The following is a 17600-nucleotide window of genomic DNA, read 5'->3' as shown; positions in this document are numbered from 1 at the left end:
TCCATCCGCCGATCAACCAGGACCGCTGCGGCGTTCGATCAGGCCGGACGTTTCGGGATATCCAGGCCCCGTTGGACGGCAGGCCTTGCCAGCGCGCGCTCCAGCCATTCCGGCACGCGCTTCAGCCGGTCGTATTCGACGAATTCGCCGGCGCCGTAGAAGCCGATCAGGTTGCGCACCCAGCCGAGCATGGAAATGTCGGCGATCGAATATTCGTTGCCCATGATCCAGTCGCGGCCTTCGAGCCGGGTTTCGATGACGCGGATGATGCGGTGCGATTCCTTGGCGTAGCGGTCGCGCGGGCGCTTGTCCTCGATGTCCTTGCCGGCAAACTTGTGGAAGAAGCCGAGCTGGCCGAACATCGGCCCGACGCCCGCCATCTGGAACATGACCCACTGGATCGTCTCATAGCGACTGGCCGGATCCGCAGACATCAGCTTGCCGGTCTTTTCCGCCAGGTAGACGAGGATTGCGCCACTCTCGAACAGCGCCAACGGCTTGTCCCCGGGACCGTGCGGATCGAGGATCGCCGGGATCTTGCCGTTCGGGTTGAGCGACAGATATTCCGGACCCCAGGTCTCGTCGGCGCCGATATTGATGAAATGCGGCTCGTAGGGCAGGCCGATTTCCTCCAGCATGATCGAAACCTTGACGCCGTTCGGCGTCGGTGTCGAATAGAGCTGCAGAACGTCCGGGTTCTGGGCGGGCCATCTGGAGGTGATCGGGAAGGCGGATAGGTCGGCCATATCGGGGTTCCTTGGGAGGCAGAGTTTTTGTTCCCGCGGAATATAGCCACCGGCGCGCGATGCGCCAGTGGCGATCTCATCGAAGTCAGCGGGCGCTGGCCGGGAAAGCCGGCAGCTTGCCGACGTCGTCTGCGTCGTGCTGGATGATCAGCTTTGCGTTCAGCTGCTTGGCGATCCCGTTCATGCGTTCCATCGAGGCCAGGCTTTCGGCCCGGTCGATGTTGAAGGGCGGCACGCCGTTATTGGCGATCTGCTCTTCGAAATGCACGACGTCGCCGGAGAGCAGAACCGGCCCGCTCTGCGGCAGTTTGACGAGCAGTGCGGTCTCGCCCTTGGTGTGGCCGGGCATGGACAGCATCATCACCGAACCGTCGCCGAACACGTCGCGGTCGCCCGAGACCGGGTCGACCTTCGCCTTGCCGTCCATCCAGGGCTGGACGAGCGCCGGCATGACCCCGAAGGGCAGGGGATTTTCGTGCAGGCTTTCCCAGTCGGCGGCGCCGATCATCAGCGTTGCCTTCGCAAACGTCGAGGCCTGGCCCATATGGTCGAAGTGGTTGTGGCTGATGCCGACGATGCCGATCTGGTCCGGCTTGATGCCGATCTTTGCGAGTTGGGTCGGGATGTCGACGCTCAGCGACGGAGCGAGCGGCTGCGAGAGGTCCGGCGTCTTGCCGATCAGGGCGGCCGGCAGACCGGTATCCCAGAGCAGGTAATCGGCGCCGTGACGGATGAGGTAGCAGCTGTCGGTCAGGGTGCGGCTTTCGCCTCTATAAGCGAACGTATCGGAAAAGCTCGACAGGTCCTTGACCACGACCGAGCCGCAATCGAGCCGCCACAGTTCGAGATCGGCTGCGGCCTGGGCGGAGCCGGACAGGGCGAGGAGGCCGACGCCTGCGGCCAGAATGGAAGCGCCAAGGGTGGAAAGAGTGGCTAAGGTCTTCATCAAAAGTCTCCTGCGTTGAAGCCGCCGCCTTCTGCCTGCTTTCGACATCCCGTCAGGGCCGGATTTTTGCTGACTTGAGCCCGAAACGCTCGGCTGAGGTATTTTTCGACGGGTATCCTCCGCTATAGTGCGGCGATGAACCTGATCGTCACCCAGCGCCTGCCCGATCTTTCCCGCCGCCTGCTCGACCGCCTGCGCCCGATGGTGGCGGGGCGGCTGAAGCCCGGCATGAACGCCTATGCGGAGCAGCTGTTCATCTATTGCTGTTTCGACCGGGAAAAGGTGAAGGCGCTCGAGCTCGAAGATCCGATGATCGGCATCGTGCTCTACGGCCAGAAGGAAATCTGGCTCGGCGACCGGACGCATGTCTTCCCGCCGGGCTCCGTCTTCGTGCTGCCGGGCAAGGTGCCGATGGATGTCGTCAACGTTCCCGACGAGACGACCGGGTTCTACGTCGCGCTGCGCCTCGACGTTCCCTCGCTGCCGGAGGGGATTGCTCCGCTTTCGGCAACGGAGCGACTGGAAGGCGGCGAGGCGGGTTCGTTCGGCATCCCGCTCGGCGAAGATCTCGTGGAAGCGCTCTGCCATGCGGCGGCGGCGGTCACCGACGGGGCCGTAAGCGAAACGATCAAGCGCCTGAGGCTGACCGAGGTCCTGGCGCTGCTCAGGCCTCTGCCGGAGGCGCGGGCGCTGTTTCGCCAGAGCCTTTCGGAAGAGGTCGCATGGCTGATCGCCACCGCACCCTCGGAGCCCTGGAGCGTGTCTGACATGGCGGGAGAGCTCGGTATCGGCGCCTCGACGCTGCGCCGTCATCTCACGGCGGAAGGCACGTCCTTTCGCGCCATCCTGCGCCGCGAGCGCCTTAAGGCGGCCCACAGTGCAATTGCCTCGGGCGCGTCCAGCATCGCGGCGGCGGAGGCGGCGGGTTACGCCTCGCGGTCGCATTTCTCCCGCCGTTTCCGCGAGTCGTTCGGCACCAGTCCGACCGGACGGCGCTGATCCAACAAAAAATTGCTGCGCACTGTCGGCACCCGCGCTAATCCTTCGTCTTCATTAGGAGAAGGAGCTACGCATGCTTTACGCCATCCTTTGCTACGCCCATGAGGAAACCGTCTTCGCCTGGTCCAAGGAAGAAGAGGATGCCGTCATGGCGAAGCTCATCGAGGTGCAGACGCCCTACGCACAGGCCGGCAAGCTCGGTCCGGTCGGACGGCTGATGCCGACGACAGCCGCCACCACCGTGCGAAAAGGCAAGGAGGAGCCGCTGGTGCTCGACGGGCCGTTTGCGGAAACCAAGGAAGTGCTGCTCGGTTTCTACACGCTCGAGGTCGAGACGCTGGAAGAAGCGGTTGCCTTCTCGAAGGAGCTTTCGGCCGTCAATCCCGGCTCCAGCTCCTATGAAATCCGGCCCTTCTACGTCTTCCATCCCGGCGAGATCAAAAATAGCGAGACCAAGACATGACAGATATTGCATGGATCGATCTTGCGCTGACGGCGGCCCGGCCGCAGGCGCTCGGCGCGCTCCTTCGTTACTTCCGCGATCTCGATACCGCGGAAGAAGCCTTCCAGGAGGCGTGCCTGCGCGCCATCAAGACCTGGCCGGACAAGGGGCCGCCGCGCGATCCTACTGCCTGGCTGATCTTCGTCGGCCGCAACAGCGGCATCGACGTCGTCCGCAAGCGCTCCAAGAACGATCCATTGCCGGAGGAGGAAGCCTTCTCCGATCTGTCCGATGCCGAGGGCGACATGGCCGACCGGCTCGACAATTCCCATTACCGCGACGATATCCTGCGGCTGATGTTCATCTGCTGTCATCCGGACCTGCCGGCGACCCAGCAGATCGCGCTGGCGCTCAGGATCGTCTCGGGCCTCAGCGTTGCGCAGATCTCCCGGGCCTTCCTCGTCGGCGACAGCGCCATGGAACAGCGCATCACCCGCGCCAAGGCGCGCGTCGCCAAGGCCGGCGTGCCGTTCGAGACGCCGGGGCCTTCGGAACGGGCAGAACGGCTCGGCATCGTCTCATCGATGATCTATCTGGTCTTCAACGAGGGGTATTCCGCCGGCATCACCAATCCCGACAGCGCTGCATTCTGCGACGAGGCGATCCGGCTTGCCCGACTGCTGCTGCGGATCTTTCCCGCCGAGCCGGAGATCATGGGCCTGTTGGCGCTGATGCTGCTGCAACACTCGCGTGCCAGAACGCGCATCGACAAGGACGGCCAGATCGTGCTGCTCGAGGACCAGGACCGCGGCCGCTGGGACAGCAAGCTGATCAACGAGGCCCTGGCGCTGCTCGACAAGGCGATCCGGCACCGCAAGCCCGGCCCCTACCAGGTGCAGGCGGCGATCTCGGCGCTACATGCCCGCGCCGCGACGCCCAAGGATACGGACTGGAAGGAGATCACCATGCTTTACGGCCTGCTGGAACGGATCCAGCCATCGCCGGTGGTGACGCTCAACAAGGCCGTCGCGGTCTCGAAGCTCGAAGGGCCGGAGGCGGCGCTCGACATGATCGCACCGCTTGCCGACAAGCTCGACGGCTATTTCTATTTCCACGGGGTCAAGGGCGGGCTGATGATGCAGGCCGGCCAACGGCGTGAAGCCCGCGAGGCCTTCGACCGGGCGATCGCGCTTGCCAACTCCGCCGCCGAATGCGCCCACATCCGCCAGCAGATCGACAAGCTCGGCGCGGTGACGCCGCTAGCGGAGTAGGGCGGGCAATCGCAGGCAGGGCTGCCCCTCATCCGGCTGCCGCCACCTTCTCCCCGCGCGCGGGGAGAAGGACGCAAGACGCGCCGGCCTGCCTCGATCATCGGCGACGAATGGGGCAAGTCCCCTCTCCCCGTTTTTACGGGGAGAGGGTTAGGGTGAGGGGCAACCGCAGATACAATGCCCCCGCTACCGCCTCGGCTGCCGTAGCGTCATCTCCACGGCAATCGTGTCGCCTGCGGTAATTCCGGTCTTTTTCCGCACCGCGTCCTTCAATGGCAGCAGATAGGTTTCGTCCTTCGGGAAGAGCGACGTGTAGAAGGAGACGCCGCTGATCTTGGCGTCGACCGGGATCACGCCCCAGCCGTAGCTCACGAGCTTCGACAGCCGCCTGATCTCCTCGGCATGGTTCATCGGGAGCGGCGCGAAAAAGAAGGGGGACGGGCCGCGCCAGTGGATGACCGTCGCCTCGAATGTGAACTGGACCACCGATCCCCTCCTACCGCCTGTCATTTAGTTCCGAAGATATTTGCCGCATGGCTTGAAAAAATTCCATGACACTTGTCGGATATCGTGCTCGTCAAACGTCCTAAGTCCAGCATCGGATGAGATGTTTTGTAAAACTCAAGGGAGACAGACAATGACCGCCAATACCGCCAAGCACGCCCTGCAGATCGTCCGCGAAATGAACGTTCCGGCCGACAAGCTCTACAAGGCCTGGACCACGCCCGAACGGATGGGCGAATGGTTCTGCCCGCAGCCGTGGAAGGTGACGGAGGCCCGGGTGGACGTCCGTGCCGGCGGCTCGAGCTTCATCCTGATGGAAGGGCCGAACGGCGAAAAGATTCCCAATTACGGGATCTACCTGGAAGTCGTGCCGAACAAGAAGCTGGTCTTCACCGACGCCTATACGAGCGCCTGGGTGCCGTCGGAAAAGCCGTTCATGACCGCGGTCGTCGAATTCGAAGATCTCGGCAACGGCCGCACGAAATACACGGCAACTGCTTTTCACTGGACCGAGGAAGACAAGCAGGTCCACGAACAGATGGGTTTCACGGTCGGCTGGGGCATCGTCGCCGACCAGCTCGAACAGGTCGCCAAGACCTTCTGAAACAGGGAGCTGCCGCCCGGGCCCAAGCTCGGGCGGCTTTACCTCAAGGCGCCTTCGAGATCGATTCAAAAGGCTGCCGTAAGTCTTTGAAAATGGATTCGAACTTCGTTTGGCAAGTCACCGGGTGCCGGGGCGCCGGGTCACTCGGGTACGGGGTTCTTCCGGTTCCTGCGGCTGGGGGATCAGCGCTTCCGGTATCGTCAGGCTCGAATAGACGCGGTTGCGGCCGTTCTTTTTCGCCATGTAGAGAAGCTGGTCGGCGGCGTTGAGCTGGTTTCCGAAGGTCTCGCGCTCCTCCATTTCCATGACGCCGATGGAGATGGTCACCGATATGTCCTTGTCCTGCACCGGGATGCTGGTGGCCTGGACGCGCGTGCGTACCTGCTCGCAGAAGGAATGGGCCTGGAAGGCGTTGGTATCCTTCATGTAGATTGCGAACTCTTCGCCGCCGAGGCGGGCGGCGAGGTATCGCTTGTCGATGGTCATCTCCCTGAGGGTGCTGGCAAGACGCTTGAGCACCTGGTCCCCGGCCTCGTGGCCGTAGGTGTCGTTGACCGATTTGAAATGGTCGATGTCGAGAATGGCAACCGCGTCGTTTGCCGGTGCAGGCTCCAGGGGCGGGTTCTTTTCGAAGAAGAAGCGGCGGTTTGCGAGGCCCGTCAGATGATCTCGCTCCGCCAGGTAACGCAGCCGCTTCAGCTGGGTCAGTGTTTCGACATTGTTGTCGATGCGGCATTGCAGCTCTTCCGGGACGAAGGGACGGTAGATGAAATCCGACGCGCCGGCCTTCAGGAAGCTTGCGGAAAGGCCGCGGTCGGACGAGGACGAAACGCCGATGATGCGCAGTTCGTCCGAAGGCCGGGTTGCGCGAATGCGCCTCGTCAGCTCGTGTCCGTCCATGTCGGGCATGTTGTAGTCGGTGATGACCAGTTCGATCGATGGGTTGTCGGCAAGCATGTCCAGGGCCTCCTTGCCGGAAAGGGCTTCGAGGACACGGAAGTTCTGCCGCTGCATGATCTCGACCAGACCGGAGCGGGCCCATCTCGCGTCATCGACGACGAGAACGGAAAAGGCGCCGTTGGTCAGGATGCGGTTCACCGTCTTGACGACTGTATCCACAGTCGTGTTGTCGCTCTTGACGATGTAGTCGATGATTTTCCGCTCGGTGTAGCGGACCGTGGTTTCCGTCTCGGAGGTTGCCGTGAAGACGATTGTCGGAACCGCGTATTCGGCAAGCAGAGCAAGGATCTCGCCGTTGGGCGCGTCAGGCAGGTTGAGGCCGGTCAGGGCCAGGGTGAATTTCTGCCCCGCCAGCAGCATGCGGGCTTGCTCAAGGCTCGCACAGCAAAAGGTTCTGCCGGCAGTCTCCCGCTCGAGCCGATGCCGCAGCAAGGCCGAAAGGGCGGCGGAATCCTCGACGATAAGAATATCATTCGATGATTGCAGGTTCGGAACGTCTAAGTCTGGCCGATTTTCGGTGCCGTCATCCATTCGACTTGCCCAAACTATTGTTCCTGTTGGCCGGGAAGAATATGCCGGATGGGTTACCATTTTCTTAGAATCTGAACCTATATTTGTGTCGAATATCTCGTAGTCGCGTGCAGGTTGCCAAGTCGGGGCGCAGGCGACGACCGTCGCACCCGCACCCATCCATTCCATCGAACATTCCCTTCGAAAGAATAGCATTTGCGCCAAACGCGCCCGATAACTATCTGACGGCATCAACGAATGGATTTTTGCAAGATGGAACTCGGGCTTCATACTTTTGGCGATGTCGATGCCGCGGCGCTGGACAAGGGCGCGGAAGGCGCAAGGCGGATCAAGGATCTGCTGGAGGAGATCGCGCTTGCCGATCAGGTGGGGCTCGACGTGTTCGGGCTCGGCGAACACCACCGCCCCGACTATGTGGTCTCGTCGCCCTCCACCGTGCTTGCCGCGGCTGCCGCGATCACCAAAAACATCCGGCTGACCAGCGCCGTCTCGGTGCTCTCGTCCGACGATCCGGTGCGGGTTTTCCAGCAGTTCTCGACCGTCGATCTCATTTCGAATGGGAGAGCGGAGATCATGGCAGGCCGCGGTTCGTTCATCGAATCCTATCCGCTGTTCGGCTACGACCTCGGCGACTACGACGAACTGTTCACCGAAAAGCTCGACCTGCTGCTCGCCATCCGCGACGAGGAGATCGTTACCTGGCAGGGCCAGAAGCGCGCGCCGATCAATGGCCGCGGCGTCTATCCGCGCCCGCTGCAGAGGCAACTGCCGATCTGGATCGCCGTCGGCGGCACGCCGCAATCGGTGGCACGGGCAGGGGCCATGGGCCTGCCGCTCGCGGTCGCCATCATCGGCGGCGAATATCCGCGCTTCGCCCCCTTCTTCAACCTCTACCGCGAGGCCGCCCGCCGCGCCGGCCAGGATCCGGCCAAGCTGAAGACCAGCATCAACGTGCATGGTTTCATCGCCGATACGACGCAGGCGGCAGCCGACCAGTTCTACGGCCCGCAGGCGGAGGTGATGAACCGCATCGGCCGCGAGCGCGGCTGGGGCCCGACCAACCGGGCGCATTTCGACGAGGCGCGGTCGGCGCTCGGCAATCTCTTCCTCGGCGAGCCGGAACTGGTGGCCGAAAAGATCATCGCCGCGCACAAGGTGTTCGGCATGGACCGGTTCCTGCTGCAGATGGCGATCGGCCCGATGCCCCACGCCCAGGTCATGCGCGGCATCGAGCTCTACGGCACGAAAGTCGCGCCGCTGGTCAGAAAAGAACTGGGGTCGTCAGAAAAGAATTGACGGGCTCGGCCGATGGCGCGAAACCGGCGCCTGATCGAGACAGGACGCGTTAGGACGTTAGGCAGACCATGGTTATCTCCACCGAAGACGAACTGGCCAAGCTGAAGGAGATCGGCAGGCTTTGCGCGCAGGCGATGGAGACCATGGCAAAGGCACTGGAACCGGGGATCACCACCCGCGAGCTCGACGCGATCGGCCGCAAGTTCCTGGAGGACAACGGCGCCCAATCGGCACCGGAGACCTGCTACCAGTTTCCGGGCGCCACCTGCATCAGCGTCAACGAGGAAGTCGCCCACGGCATTCCGGGCGACCGGGTGATCCAGGCGGGCGATCTCGTCAACATCGACGTGTCGGCGGTCAAGGACGGTTTCTTCGGCGATACGGGCTCCTCCTACGCCGTGCCGCCGGTGAAGCGCGAGATCGAAAAACTCTGCCGCGACGGCCGCCGCGCACTCTGGACCGGTCTGCAGCAGGTCAAGGCCGGCAAGCCGCTTTCCGGCATCGGCAATGCGATCGGGACCTTCGCCAAGAAGAACCGCTATACGCTGATCACCAATCTTTCGAGCCACGGCATCGGCCTGACACTGCATGACGAGCCGAAGGAAATCCCGACCTGGCCGGACCGCCATGAGACGCGTTCGATGGAAGACGGGCTGGTCTTCACCGTCGAGCCGTTCCTGTCGCTCGGCGCCAACTGGGCCGAGGACGGCGGTAATGGCGATCCCTGGACGCTCTACAGCGATCCCAAGGCACCTACCGTGCAATACGAGCACACGATCGTCGCGACCCGCAACGGGCCGCTGATCCTGACCCTCGCCGATTGAGCAAGACTTCTGCCGTTACGGAAAAATGCTGCCGTTACGGCAGATCGGTCAGTTGTGTTTGTTGCCGGCAGACACGGCATCGACACGACGATAGAAGGCGTCGGTACGCTCTGTCTGAAGGTTTCCAAGCATCTGGCGCGTATGGACGCGGGCGGCGCTCTGCAGCAATTGTGCAAAAGCGGCGTAACCGACGGAGTCGGCCTGGCGAAGCTGGGTGATCAACGGATCGACGAGTACTTCGGATAGGGTCAGGTCATGTTCCATGCGCATGCCTCCGCGCCCCGATGGCGATGGGTGAGAGATTGGCTGGCTTTCATGTCAGCAGCAAGACGATTTCCGTCATGCACTGCACCAAATCGTCGCGGCACATGCACGATCGCTTGTATACCGATCCATCATTCCGGTGCATCGCTGCAATGAAAATTCCTTATTTGCCGCGGCCGGGCGCGGCTGCGATAACCGTTCCATGCTGCAGATCAATACGAGTTATTCGCACCGCCCCCTGCTGATCGGCTTTGCCGGCTCGATCGCCATGGCGGCGGCGATGGGTTTCGGGCGCTTCTTCTACACGCCGATCCTGCCCGGGATGATGACGGGCATCCCGCTTTCGGCGGCCGACGCGGGGTATATCGCCGCGGGTAATTTCGCCGGCTACCTCGCCGGCGCCATCCTGTCGGCCTATGGCTGGGCGGCCGGGCGCGAGCGCAAGGTGGCGCTCGGCGGGCTTCTGGCGACCGCGATCCTGCTTGCTGCCATGGCTGCGACGAACTCCGTCGTCGCCTTCACCGTCATCCGGTTTCTGGCAGGGCTTGCGAGCGCGCTTGCGATGATCTTCACCTCGTCGATCGTGCTGCCCTATGCGGTCGGCCGCGACAATGTGAACGTGCTTCATTTCGGCGGCGTCGGGCTTGGCATCGCGCTCTCCTCGGCGCTGGTCTTCGTCGTCAACGCGATGGCCGGCGATGGCGCACATGGATGGCGCATGAACTGGCTTGCCGGTGCGGCAATCGTGCTCGTCGTGCTCGCCGCAGTCGCCTGGATCCTGCCGAAACAGGCGATCGGCACCGGCTCAGTGGTCGAGCCGCCGCTTGAATGGCGCAGGCCGCTGGTGCTGCTCACCGCCTCCTACGGCCTGTTCGGCTTCGGCTACGTGATCACCGCGACCTTCCTCGTCACCATCGCGCGGATCGGCAATGCAGGTCCGATCGTCGAATTCCTGGCCTGGTTCCTGACCGGTTCGGCCGCCGCCGTCTCGCTGATCCTGTGGCGGCCGGTGCTCAATCGCTTCGGGCTCGCCAAGGCCTATACCGCAGCACTCGGGCTGCAGATGGTCGGGGTGCTCGGTTCGGTCATGCTGCCGCCGACCGTCGGGGCGCTCGTCGGAGGGCTGTTGCTCGGCGTCACCTTCATGGTGATCACCGCCTATGGGCTGCAGATCGGCCGGAAACTCTCGCCGGAAAGCCCGCGCCGGGCGCTCGCCTCCGCCACTGCCGCCTTCGGCACTGGCCAGATCATCGGCCCGCTTGTGGCCGGCTGGATCGCTGAAGCAAGCGGCGGCAGTTTTGTCGCCCCGACGCTGATTGCGGCGGCGGCGCTTGTCGTCTGCGTCCTGCTCGCACTCCCGGTTGCGCGCAGCGCCTCCGAATAATCCCACGGTTACAATTACGTAACCACGGAACGCGGCCATTGCCGCTCCCTTGGAACTGCCTTAGTTTCCGGCTCAATAGTCGTTCCGACATCCCGTCGACTCGAACTCAGGAAAGCCCAAGCTCCGTGTTCCACTCATTCTTTCCCCGACCTAAACTGTTCTTTACGTCCGGCGCGATCTGGGCTGCGATCTGCATTATTGTCTGGTATTCGGTCGGACCGCAGATGGGAGCGGCTGTCGGCTTGCCGCCGCTTGCCGAAGGAGAAAAACCGCCGATCGGCCTCGGTTACTTCTTCACGCCGGACAATCTCTGGTTCTATCTCTACTTCACGATCTTCGTGGGGATCTTCGGCGGCGTCTGGAAGGTGATCGCCAGGGACCATCCCTGGGCCAACTGGTCGATCTGGGGGTCGGCCTTCATCATCTTCATCGCCTATTTCGCGGTGCAGGCGTCCGTCGCGATCAACAACTGGCGCGGCCCGTTCTTCGACCTTCTGCAGGCAGCGCTTGCCAAGCAGCCTGGGATCACCGCCTGGCAGTTCTACGAGCTGCAGATCCACTTTCTGGAAATCGGTTTCGTCGGCGTCGCGCTGAATGTCATCACCGCCTTCTTCACCAACCACTACGTTTTCCGCTGGCGCACCGCGATGAACGACTACTACATGTCGAAATGGGACAAGCTGCGGCATATCGAAGGCGCCTCGCAGCGTGTCCAGGAAGATACGATGCGGTTCGCCAACATCCTGGAGGGCCTCGGCGTTACCCTGATCAACTCGGTGATGACGCTGGTGGTGTTCCTGCCGCTGCTGTTCGCCATGTCGGTCCATGTCGACGATCTGCCGATCATCGGCGCGATCCCGCACGCGCTCTTCTGGCTGGCGATCGTCTGGTCGCTGTTCGGCACGGCGCTTCTGGCGTTCGCCGGCATCAAGCTGCCGGGCCTCAACTTCCGCAACCAGCGCGTCGAGGCCGCCTACCGCAAGGAGCTGGTCTATGGCGAGGATCACATGGACCGCGCCCAGCCGGTGACCGTCACGGAGCTTTATGCCAATGTGCGCCGGAATTATTTCCGGATGTACTGGCACTACCTCTATTTCAACGTCGCGCGTTATTCCTACGGCCAGCTCGACGCGATCTTCCTGAACTTCATCCTCATTCCGACCTTCGTGACGGGCAAGATCACCCTTGGCATCTGGCAGCAGATCGCCACCGCCTTCGGTGAAGTCAGCAATTCCTTCCAGTATCTCGTCAACTACTGGTCGACGATCATCGAACTCCTGTCCATCCATAAACGTCTGGTTGCTTTCGAAGCGGCCATCGACGACCAGCCGCTGCCGGAAATCGACCAGCATTACCTGGAGCGGGAAGCCGAAGCCGGCGAGATCGCGGCCGACCGACCCTATTGATCGCCAATTGAACGCAAGCATTTTTGGCCGCGCCGGACGTCTTGTCCGGCGCGGTTTTGGTTTGGGAATGGGGCAGGCGGTGTCGAGTATTGTATGAGGTAGGTGGTTTTGCCTGCCCCGACCGGTTCCTGCAGCTTTTCGGGAGTTGTCAGTTCCCGTTCCACCACGTTCGACGGCCATCACCGGAAACCGGGTCCGAAAACCCTTGGAGGAGAATGCCGGTTCGCGAACCCGGTTTCCCATCCGATGGCGGGGGTGATTATGGGGCGGGTTTCGGGAAGCGGGGACGGACGGGGACGTGAATGCGGGTAAGGGGTTGATGCCGTTGGGCTGGTTTTTGTGGGCAGGGAAAATCGTCCCCGGCAAAGACCCCTCCCGGCCTGCCGGCCACCCTCCCCACAAGGGGGAGGGACATATGCCGTGCGCTCACCGTTCTCCATCGTGGGCATGGATGTTTCCGAAGATGACGAGGTCATATCTTCGATCGCGAGAGTGCCCAGAGGCCGATGTTCGAGGTTGATAGTTTGGCGCCGGCATAGCGGCTTGGTCTCCCTCCCCCTTGTGGGGAGGGTGGCCGGCAGGCCGGGAGGGGTCTTTTACTCCCAAACTCTCAGGCCTATCGAAATCCTACAGCCCCGACGCCACTCGCGGTTTCTCCCGCTCGCGGATCAGCCTGATCGCCTCCGAATAACTCACGCAGGCGACATCCTCTCGCGCGCAGACTTCGGTCACCAGCCGTTCCATCGCCCGCCAATAGGCGCCGCCGTTCATTTCGACGAAATGGAGGCCGATCTGGAGGGGAATGCGGTCGCCGTCATACTCCTTCTCGAAGGCGGCCTTGAAGGCGGAATAGGCGCGTTCCTCGAATTCGGCGGAACTGCTCGGATTGTCGATGCCGCCGGAATGGCGGATGAAGAGGTTGTAGTCCATGGCGATGATCGGCCGACCCGCCGGGCCTTCCGGGATAAGCGGCAGCCCGAAGCGGATGAGGCCGCCCTTTTCCTCCGGCATCATCGGTCCCTTGGTGACGAGGCTGGCGTCATAGCGGATGCCGGCTCGTCTTTCGGCTTCGACCAGGCCGGGACCGATGGAAAAATAGGGAGCGCGGAAACCGGTGATCCCGGTCGCGACGAAATTCTTCCAGCCGGCAGGTTCCTCCGATCCGGCGCCGACGGTCTTCCAGGCATCGGTCATCACGTCGTGAAAGGAGCTGAACTCGGCGGTCCAATCGGCCGCCGTCCAGTCCTTGCCATCGAAATGGCCGCAGGTATGGCTGGAAATATCGTGGCCTTCGAGATGCGCCTGCCAGACGTGGCCTAATCTTTCGCGGGCCTCGGCAGCCGTCTGGGCAAAGCCAATATTCGATTTGCCGGGTTTCTCGTTCGGCCCCTGATAGCTTTTGGCATTGGCGCGCTCGATGACCAGCGTGCAGGAGAGGAAATAGCTGAAGTGGGCATTGGTGCGCCGGGCGAGATCGCGGCTGCGCTGCCAGAGATTGTTGGCGCCGGCGCCGTCGAAGGAGACCATCACCAGCTGTTTCGGCTTGCCGGAGGTATTGTCCGCTGCATTGGCTGCGAGGGGCGCGGCGAGAAGACAGAGGGCGAGGGGAAGGGCAAGCGGACGCATCGGGCACCTGAATCATGGCGGAGGGCAGCCGGCTTTGTGGCCGCTGAATAAGGCAAAGCTTTGAGCGGTTGGGTTTAAGTGCGGATTCCTGCCGAAAGGCGCCAACGGGCGCTCCCGGGCGGGTGTTTTTCGCTTTGCGCTTGCCGCCTTGGCAAAACCGGCGCCCACTTTTGCGCGACAGGCGTTAAGGGGGGCCTTACATCTCCGGGAAAATAGGCTAGAAGGCGCTTTTCCGCATGATGGGCCGGTTGGGCCGGAGACTTTGATGGCGCAGGACGACGACAGTTTTATTCGCGAAGTGAACGAGGAACTTCGCTCCGATCAGTTCAGGGGTGCATGGCAGCGTTACGGCAGGGTCGTGATCGGTGTGGCCGTGCTGATCGTCGTCGGTACGGCGGGCTATCGCGGTTACGAATACTGGGACACGCATAATTCCTCGCAGTCCGGCGACCGTTTCCTGGCAGCCTTGAAGCTTGCTTCGGAAAACAAGAACGACGAGGCGCTGGCCGCCTTCGAAGCACTGGAAAAGGACGGCACCGGTGCCTATCCCGTGCTCGCCAAGCTGCGCGCCGGTTCGGTGCAGCAGTCCAAGGGTGATGCAGCCGGGGCGATCGCCACTTTCTCGGCCATCGGCAAGGACAATGCAGCGCCACAGGCGATGCGCGACCTTGCCAGGATGCGCGCCGCATGGCTCCTGATCGACAACGGTACCTATGAACAGGTGGCCGCCGAAGTGCAGCCGATGGCGGTGCCCGCCAACCCGCTTGCCAATTCCGCCCGCGAGGCGCTTGGTCTTGCCGCCTACAAGGCCGGCAACTTTGCGCAAGCCAAGGAATGGTTCCAGCAGATTGCCAATGATGCCTCTGCGCCGCGCAACGTCGCCAACCGCGCGCAGATCATGCTCGACAACATCGCCTCTTCAGGCAAGGCGCCCTGACGGTTTTCGCCCAGGGCTTTAAGGATACAGAATGAGCTTCACCGTCGCCATCGTCGGACGCCCGAATGTCGGCAAGTCCACGCTTTTCAATCGCCTGGTTGGAAAGAAGCTGGCGCTTGTCGACGACACGCCGGGCGTCACCCGCGATCGCCGTCCGGGCGACGCGAAGCTCATCGACCTGAGATTCACGATCATCGATACCGCCGGTCTCGAAGAGGCGGGACCCGAGACGCTCGAAGGCCGGATGCGCGCCCAGACCGAGGCCGCGGTCGACGATGCCGACCTGACGCTGTTCGTGGTCGACGCGAAGTCGGGCCTGACGCCGCTCGACAAGACCTTCGGCGAGCTTCTGCGCCGCAGCGGCAAGCCGGTCGTGCTGGTCGCCAACAAGTCGGAAGCGCGCGGTTCCGACGCCGGGTTCTACGATGCCTATACGCTGGGTCTCGGCGAGCCCGTGCCGATCTCGGCGGAACACGGCCAGGGCATGATCGACCTGCGCGACGCGATCGTCGAGGCGCTCGGCGAGGAGCGGGCGTTTCCGGAAGACGATGACGAGGCGGAGACCAATATCGACGTCCGCGATTCCGATTTTGCGGACGATGCCGAGGACGAGGCCGAGCCGGAATACGACGAGACCAAGCCGCTGCGCGTCGCCATCATCGGCCGTCCGAATGCCGGCAAGTCGACGCTGATCAACCGCTTCCTCGGCGAGGACCGGCTGTTGACCGGACCGGAAGCGGGCATCACCCGCGACAGTATCTCGGTCGAATGGGAATGGCGCGACCGCACCATCAAGATGTTCGACACCGCCGGCATGCGCAAGAAGGCGCGCGTCCAGGAGAAGCTCGAGAAGCTCTCGGTTGCCGATGCGCTGCGCTCGATCCGGTTCGCCGAGACGGTGGTGATCGTTTTCGACGCCACCATTCCCTTCGAAAAGCAGGACCTGCAGCTCGTCGACCTGGTGTTGCGCGAAGGCCGGGCCGCCGTGCTTGCCTTCAACAAGTGGGATCTCGTCGAGGATACGCAGGCGGTGCTCGCGGATCTGCGCGAAAAGACCGAGCGGCTGCTGCCGCAGGCGCGGGGGCTTCGCGCCGTGCCGATTTCCGGCCAGACCGGCTACGGGCTCGACAAGCTGATGCAGAGCATCATCGACACCGACAAGGTGTGGAACAAGCGCATATCGACCGCCAGGCTCAACCGCTGGCTCGACGGCGTGCAGACCCAGCATCCGCCACCGGCCGTCTCCGGCCGCCGCCTGAAGCTCAAGTACATGACCCAGGTCAAGGCCCGCCCGCCGGCCTTCATGGTGTCCTGCACCAGGCCCGACGCGCTGCCGGAAAGCTATATCCGCTACCTGATCAACGGGTTGCGCGCCGATTTCGATATTCCGGGCGTGCCGATCCGCATGCATTTCAAAGCGGGTGAAAACCCGTTCGAGGGACGCAAGAAGAAGCGGTAAGGGCTTGATTGCCCCTCATCCGGCTGCCGCCACCTTCTCCCCGTTCTGACGGGGAGAAGGACGCAAGGCGCAAGCGCTCAGTTCCCGACCTTTTGGGAGAGCAGGGACGCCTCTTGCAGCGGTGAGGTTGGCGGAAACGGTGCGGCATAGTTTCCTTCTCCCCGTCAAAACGGGGAGAAGGTGCCCGGCAGGGCGGATGAGGGGCAGCCCAGAGGCGAGAGCCGCGTGAGGGGCTGCGACTACACCGCCGAAGGTCGAATTCCGCCGCGTGGGGCCGGCAGTTTCGGCAGCCCTTGGGCGATCAGCACATTGTTCAGGAACTGTTTCGAAGCCGCTTCCCAGGTGAACTTGCGGGCGAGCTGCCTTGCGTTTTCGCGCGAGCAGTCGAGCGCCGCAAGGCAGGCCTCGCGCAGGTCTTCGCTGAGCGCCCCGGCGCCCGAACCTTCCTCGATGATGTCGATCGGGCCGGTAACCGGGTAGGCGGCGACCGGCACGCCGCTGGCCAGCGCCTCAAGGATCGTGTTGCCGAACGTGTCGGTCTTCGAGGGGAAGACGAAGACGTCGGCCTGCGCATAGGCGCAGGCGAGATCCTCGCCGGTCTTCATGCCGGTGAACAGCACGTTCGGATAACGTTTCTGCAAGTCGGCGCGGGCCGGGCCGTCGCCGACCACGACCTTGGAGCCGGGCAGGTCGAGATCGAGGAAGGCGGGCAGGTTCTTCTCCACCGCGACGCGGCCGACGGTCATGAAGATCGGGCGCGGCAGGTCGAAAGGACGCTCATCGAGATCCATCGGATGGAACATGGTCTGGTCGATGCCGCGGCTCCAGCGCAGCAGGTTTTTGAGGCCGAGCTTGGCGAGTTCGCGCTCGAGGCTTGCGGTCGCCACCATGCAGCCATTGCCGGCATTGTGGAACCAGCGCACGAAGCCATGCAGCCAGCGGACCGGGATGGGGAAGCGCGCCGACACGTATTCCGGAAAACGGGTGTGGTAGCTGGTCGAGAAGGGGATGTTGTTCTTGAGGCACCAGCGGCGGGCGAGCAATCCGAGCGGACCTTCGGTAGCGATATGAACGGCGGTCGGCATCGACGCCTGGATGGCACTGGCGATCTGCCAGTAGGTGGCGACCGAGAGACGGATTTCCGGATAGGTGGGGCAGGGAACGCTGGTAAAGTCCTGGGGCGTCACCATGGTCACGTCGACGCCCATCTGGGCGAGTTCGCGGTTGGTATTCTCGATCGAACGGACGACACCGTTTACCTGAGGGTACCAGGCATCCGTCACGATGGTTATTCTTGTCATGGAAGGCCGAGCCCGGTTGCCGATCCGTCGACGACTCGCGCCAACGGACACGTTTTCAGCCTTCTATCGGAAAAGTTTGTTACAGGCTGATGAAGGGGGC

The 17600-nt window shown here is 62.9% G+C and carries 17 protein-coding genes; 10 read left to right on the top strand and 7 right to left on the bottom strand.

Annotated elements, in window-relative coordinates:
- Nucleotides 1–38: 38 nt before the first annotated feature.
- Together ACSQ3G_RS12845 and ACSQ3G_RS12840 are read right to left on the bottom strand one after the other, a co-directional pair.
- The gene (locus ACSQ3G_RS12845; RefSeq protein ID WP_436110311.1) at nt 39–746 is read right to left on the bottom strand and encodes a glutathione S-transferase N-terminal domain-containing protein; all 708 of its coding nucleotides are present in this window, start codon (nt 744–746) and stop codon (nt 39–41) included.
- An 85-nt stretch (nt 747–831) separates the two neighbouring features.
- Entirely contained in the window at nt 832–1692 is an 861-nt protein-coding gene (locus ACSQ3G_RS12840) for an N-acyl homoserine lactonase family protein (protein WP_436110310.1), read from the bottom strand.
- Between the two features lie 135 nt (nt 1693–1827).
- Between ACSQ3G_RS12840 and ACSQ3G_RS12835 the strand changes: the two genes are divergently transcribed.
- From ACSQ3G_RS12835 to ACSQ3G_RS12825, 3 genes are all read left to right on the top strand, one after another.
- The gene (locus tag ACSQ3G_RS12835; RefSeq protein WP_436110309.1) at nt 1828–2691 is read left to right on the top strand and encodes a helix-turn-helix domain-containing protein; all 864 of its coding nucleotides are present in this window, start codon (nt 1828–1830) and stop codon (nt 2689–2691) included.
- A 73-nt stretch (nt 2692–2764) separates the two neighbouring features.
- Nucleotides 2765–3154, top strand: a complete 390-nt coding sequence (locus tag ACSQ3G_RS12830) for a YciI family protein (protein WP_046635484.1) — start codon at nt 2765–2767, stop codon at nt 3152–3154.
- Complete coding sequence (locus ACSQ3G_RS12825; RefSeq protein WP_436110308.1) at nt 3151–4404, top strand: RNA polymerase sigma factor; 1254 nt, start codon at nt 3151–3153, stop codon at nt 4402–4404. Before ACSQ3G_RS12830 ends, ACSQ3G_RS12825 begins: the two co-directional genes overlap by 4 nt.
- Before the next feature lie 186 nt (nt 4405–4590).
- Here ACSQ3G_RS12825 and ACSQ3G_RS12820 read toward each other — a convergent pair whose 3' ends face one another.
- Nucleotides 4591–4890, bottom strand: coding sequence for a DUF1905 domain-containing protein (locus ACSQ3G_RS12820; protein WP_436110307.1), 300 nt, complete (start codon nt 4888–4890; stop codon nt 4591–4593).
- A 151-nt stretch (nt 4891–5041) separates the two neighbouring features.
- Between ACSQ3G_RS12820 and ACSQ3G_RS12815 the strand changes: the two genes are divergently transcribed.
- Nucleotides 5042–5512 (top strand): SRPBCC family protein, encoded by a 471-nt coding sequence (locus ACSQ3G_RS12815; protein WP_436110306.1) that lies wholly within the window; start codon nt 5042–5044, stop codon nt 5510–5512.
- A 117-nt stretch (nt 5513–5629) separates the two neighbouring features.
- On the opposite strand, the gene ACSQ3G_RS12810 is transcribed toward ACSQ3G_RS12815, so the two are convergent.
- Nucleotides 5630–7003 carry a GGDEF domain-containing response regulator gene (locus ACSQ3G_RS12810; protein WP_436110305.1) on the bottom strand — a complete coding sequence of 458 codons (1374 nt, stop codon included), beginning with the start codon at nt 7001–7003 and terminating at the stop codon, nt 5630–5632.
- Nucleotides 7004–7255: 252 nt separating this feature from the next.
- On the opposite strand from ACSQ3G_RS12810, the gene ACSQ3G_RS12805 reads away from it, so the two are divergent.
- A complete protein-coding gene (locus ACSQ3G_RS12805; protein WP_436110304.1) occupies nt 7256–8299 on the top strand; it encodes an LLM class flavin-dependent oxidoreductase in 1044 nt (347 codons plus the stop codon).
- A gap of 68 nt (nt 8300–8367) precedes the next feature.
- Entirely contained in the window at nt 8368–9123 is a 756-nt protein-coding gene (gene map, locus ACSQ3G_RS12800; RefSeq protein ID WP_105414967.1) for a type I methionyl aminopeptidase, read from the top strand.
- A 48-nt stretch (nt 9124–9171) separates the two neighbouring features.
- On the opposite strand, the gene ACSQ3G_RS12795 is transcribed toward map, so the two are convergent.
- Nucleotides 9172–9387, bottom strand: coding sequence for a hypothetical protein (locus ACSQ3G_RS12795; protein ID WP_046632826.1), 216 nt, complete (start codon nt 9385–9387; stop codon nt 9172–9174).
- A gap of 202 nt (nt 9388–9589) precedes the next feature.
- Here ACSQ3G_RS12795 and ACSQ3G_RS12790 point away from each other — a divergent pair, with 202 nt between their 5' ends.
- Together ACSQ3G_RS12790 and sbmA are read left to right on the top strand one after the other, a co-directional pair.
- On the top strand, nt 9590–10771 hold the full coding sequence (locus tag ACSQ3G_RS12790) for a YbfB/YjiJ family MFS transporter (protein ID WP_436110303.1): 1182 nt from the start codon (nt 9590–9592) through the stop codon (nt 10769–10771).
- 125 nt (nt 10772–10896) lie between these two features.
- Nucleotides 10897–12177 carry a peptide antibiotic transporter SbmA gene (sbmA, locus tag ACSQ3G_RS12785; protein WP_105437811.1) on the top strand — a complete coding sequence of 427 codons (1281 nt, stop codon included), beginning with the start codon at nt 10897–10899 and terminating at the stop codon, nt 12175–12177.
- Nucleotides 12178–12804: 627 nt separating this feature from the next.
- Here sbmA and ACSQ3G_RS12780 read toward each other — a convergent pair.
- Nucleotides 12805–13803, bottom strand: coding sequence for a polysaccharide deacetylase family protein (locus tag ACSQ3G_RS12780; RefSeq protein ID WP_436110302.1), 999 nt, complete (start codon nt 13801–13803; stop codon nt 12805–12807).
- A gap of 265 nt (nt 13804–14068) precedes the next feature.
- Between ACSQ3G_RS12780 and ACSQ3G_RS12775 the strand changes: the two genes are divergently transcribed.
- Nucleotides 14069–14740, top strand: a complete 672-nt coding sequence (locus ACSQ3G_RS12775; protein ID WP_436110301.1) for a tetratricopeptide repeat protein — start codon at nt 14069–14071, stop codon at nt 14738–14740.
- A gap of 31 nt (nt 14741–14771) precedes the next feature.
- Entirely contained in the window at nt 14772–16199 is a 1428-nt protein-coding gene (gene der, locus ACSQ3G_RS12770) for a ribosome biogenesis GTPase Der (RefSeq protein ID WP_046632835.1), read from the top strand.
- 239 nt (nt 16200–16438) lie between these two features.
- On the opposite strand, the gene ACSQ3G_RS12765 is transcribed toward der, so the two are convergent.
- Entirely contained in the window at nt 16439–17500 is a 1062-nt protein-coding gene (locus ACSQ3G_RS12765; protein ID WP_436110300.1) for a glycosyltransferase family 4 protein, read from the bottom strand.
- Between the last annotated feature and the right edge of the window lie 100 nt (nt 17501–17600).

Source organism: Neorhizobium tomejilense (genome assembly GCF_964254135.1).
Classification (GTDB): Bacteria; Pseudomonadota; Alphaproteobacteria; order Rhizobiales; family Rhizobiaceae; genus Neorhizobium; species Neorhizobium tomejilense.
The sequence above is the reverse complement of the archived record's forward strand: the minus strand, read 5'-3'. Positions and strand labels throughout refer to the sequence as shown.

What these genes read in the sequence shown, in the direction of transcription:
- ACSQ3G_RS12845 (WP_436110311.1), bottom strand. Translation starts at nt 746, where the DNA reads ATGGCCGACCTATCCGCCTTCCCGATCACCTCCAGATGGCCCGCCCAG.
- ACSQ3G_RS12840 (WP_436110310.1), bottom strand. Translation starts at nt 1,692, where the DNA reads ATGAAGACCTTAGCCACTCTTTCCACCCTTGGCGCTTCCATTCTGGCC.
- ACSQ3G_RS12835 (WP_436110309.1), top strand. Translation starts at nt 1,828, where the DNA reads ATGAACCTGATCGTCACCCAGCGCCTGCCCGATCTTTCCCGCCGCCTG.
- ACSQ3G_RS12830 (WP_046635484.1), top strand. Translation starts at nt 2,765, where the DNA reads ATGCTTTACGCCATCCTTTGCTACGCCCATGAGGAAACCGTCTTCGCC.
- ACSQ3G_RS12825 (WP_436110308.1), top strand. Translation starts at nt 3,151, where the DNA reads ATGACAGATATTGCATGGATCGATCTTGCGCTGACGGCGGCCCGGCCG.
- ACSQ3G_RS12815 (WP_436110306.1), top strand. Translation starts at nt 5,042, where the DNA reads ATGACCGCCAATACCGCCAAGCACGCCCTGCAGATCGTCCGCGAAATG.
- ACSQ3G_RS12810 (WP_436110305.1), bottom strand. Translation starts at nt 7,003, where the DNA reads ATGGATGACGGCACCGAAAATCGGCCAGACTTAGACGTTCCGAACCTG.
- ACSQ3G_RS12805 (WP_436110304.1), top strand. Translation starts at nt 7,256, where the DNA reads ATGGAACTCGGGCTTCATACTTTTGGCGATGTCGATGCCGCGGCGCTG.
- map (WP_105414967.1), top strand. Translation starts at nt 8,368, where the DNA reads ATGGTTATCTCCACCGAAGACGAACTGGCCAAGCTGAAGGAGATCGGC.
- ACSQ3G_RS12795 (WP_046632826.1), bottom strand. Translation starts at nt 9,387, where the DNA reads ATGGAACATGACCTGACCCTATCCGAAGTACTCGTCGATCCGTTGATC.
- ACSQ3G_RS12790 (WP_436110303.1), top strand. Translation starts at nt 9,590, where the DNA reads ATGCTGCAGATCAATACGAGTTATTCGCACCGCCCCCTGCTGATCGGC.
- ACSQ3G_RS12780 (WP_436110302.1), bottom strand. Translation starts at nt 13,803, where the DNA reads ATGCGTCCGCTTGCCCTTCCCCTCGCCCTCTGTCTTCTCGCCGCGCCC.
- ACSQ3G_RS12775 (WP_436110301.1), top strand. Translation starts at nt 14,069, where the DNA reads ATGGCGCAGGACGACGACAGTTTTATTCGCGAAGTGAACGAGGAACTT.
- der (WP_046632835.1), top strand. Translation starts at nt 14,772, where the DNA reads ATGAGCTTCACCGTCGCCATCGTCGGACGCCCGAATGTCGGCAAGTCC.
- ACSQ3G_RS12765 (WP_436110300.1), bottom strand. Translation starts at nt 17,500, where the DNA reads ATGACAAGAATAACCATCGTGACGGATGCCTGGTACCCTCAGGTAAAC.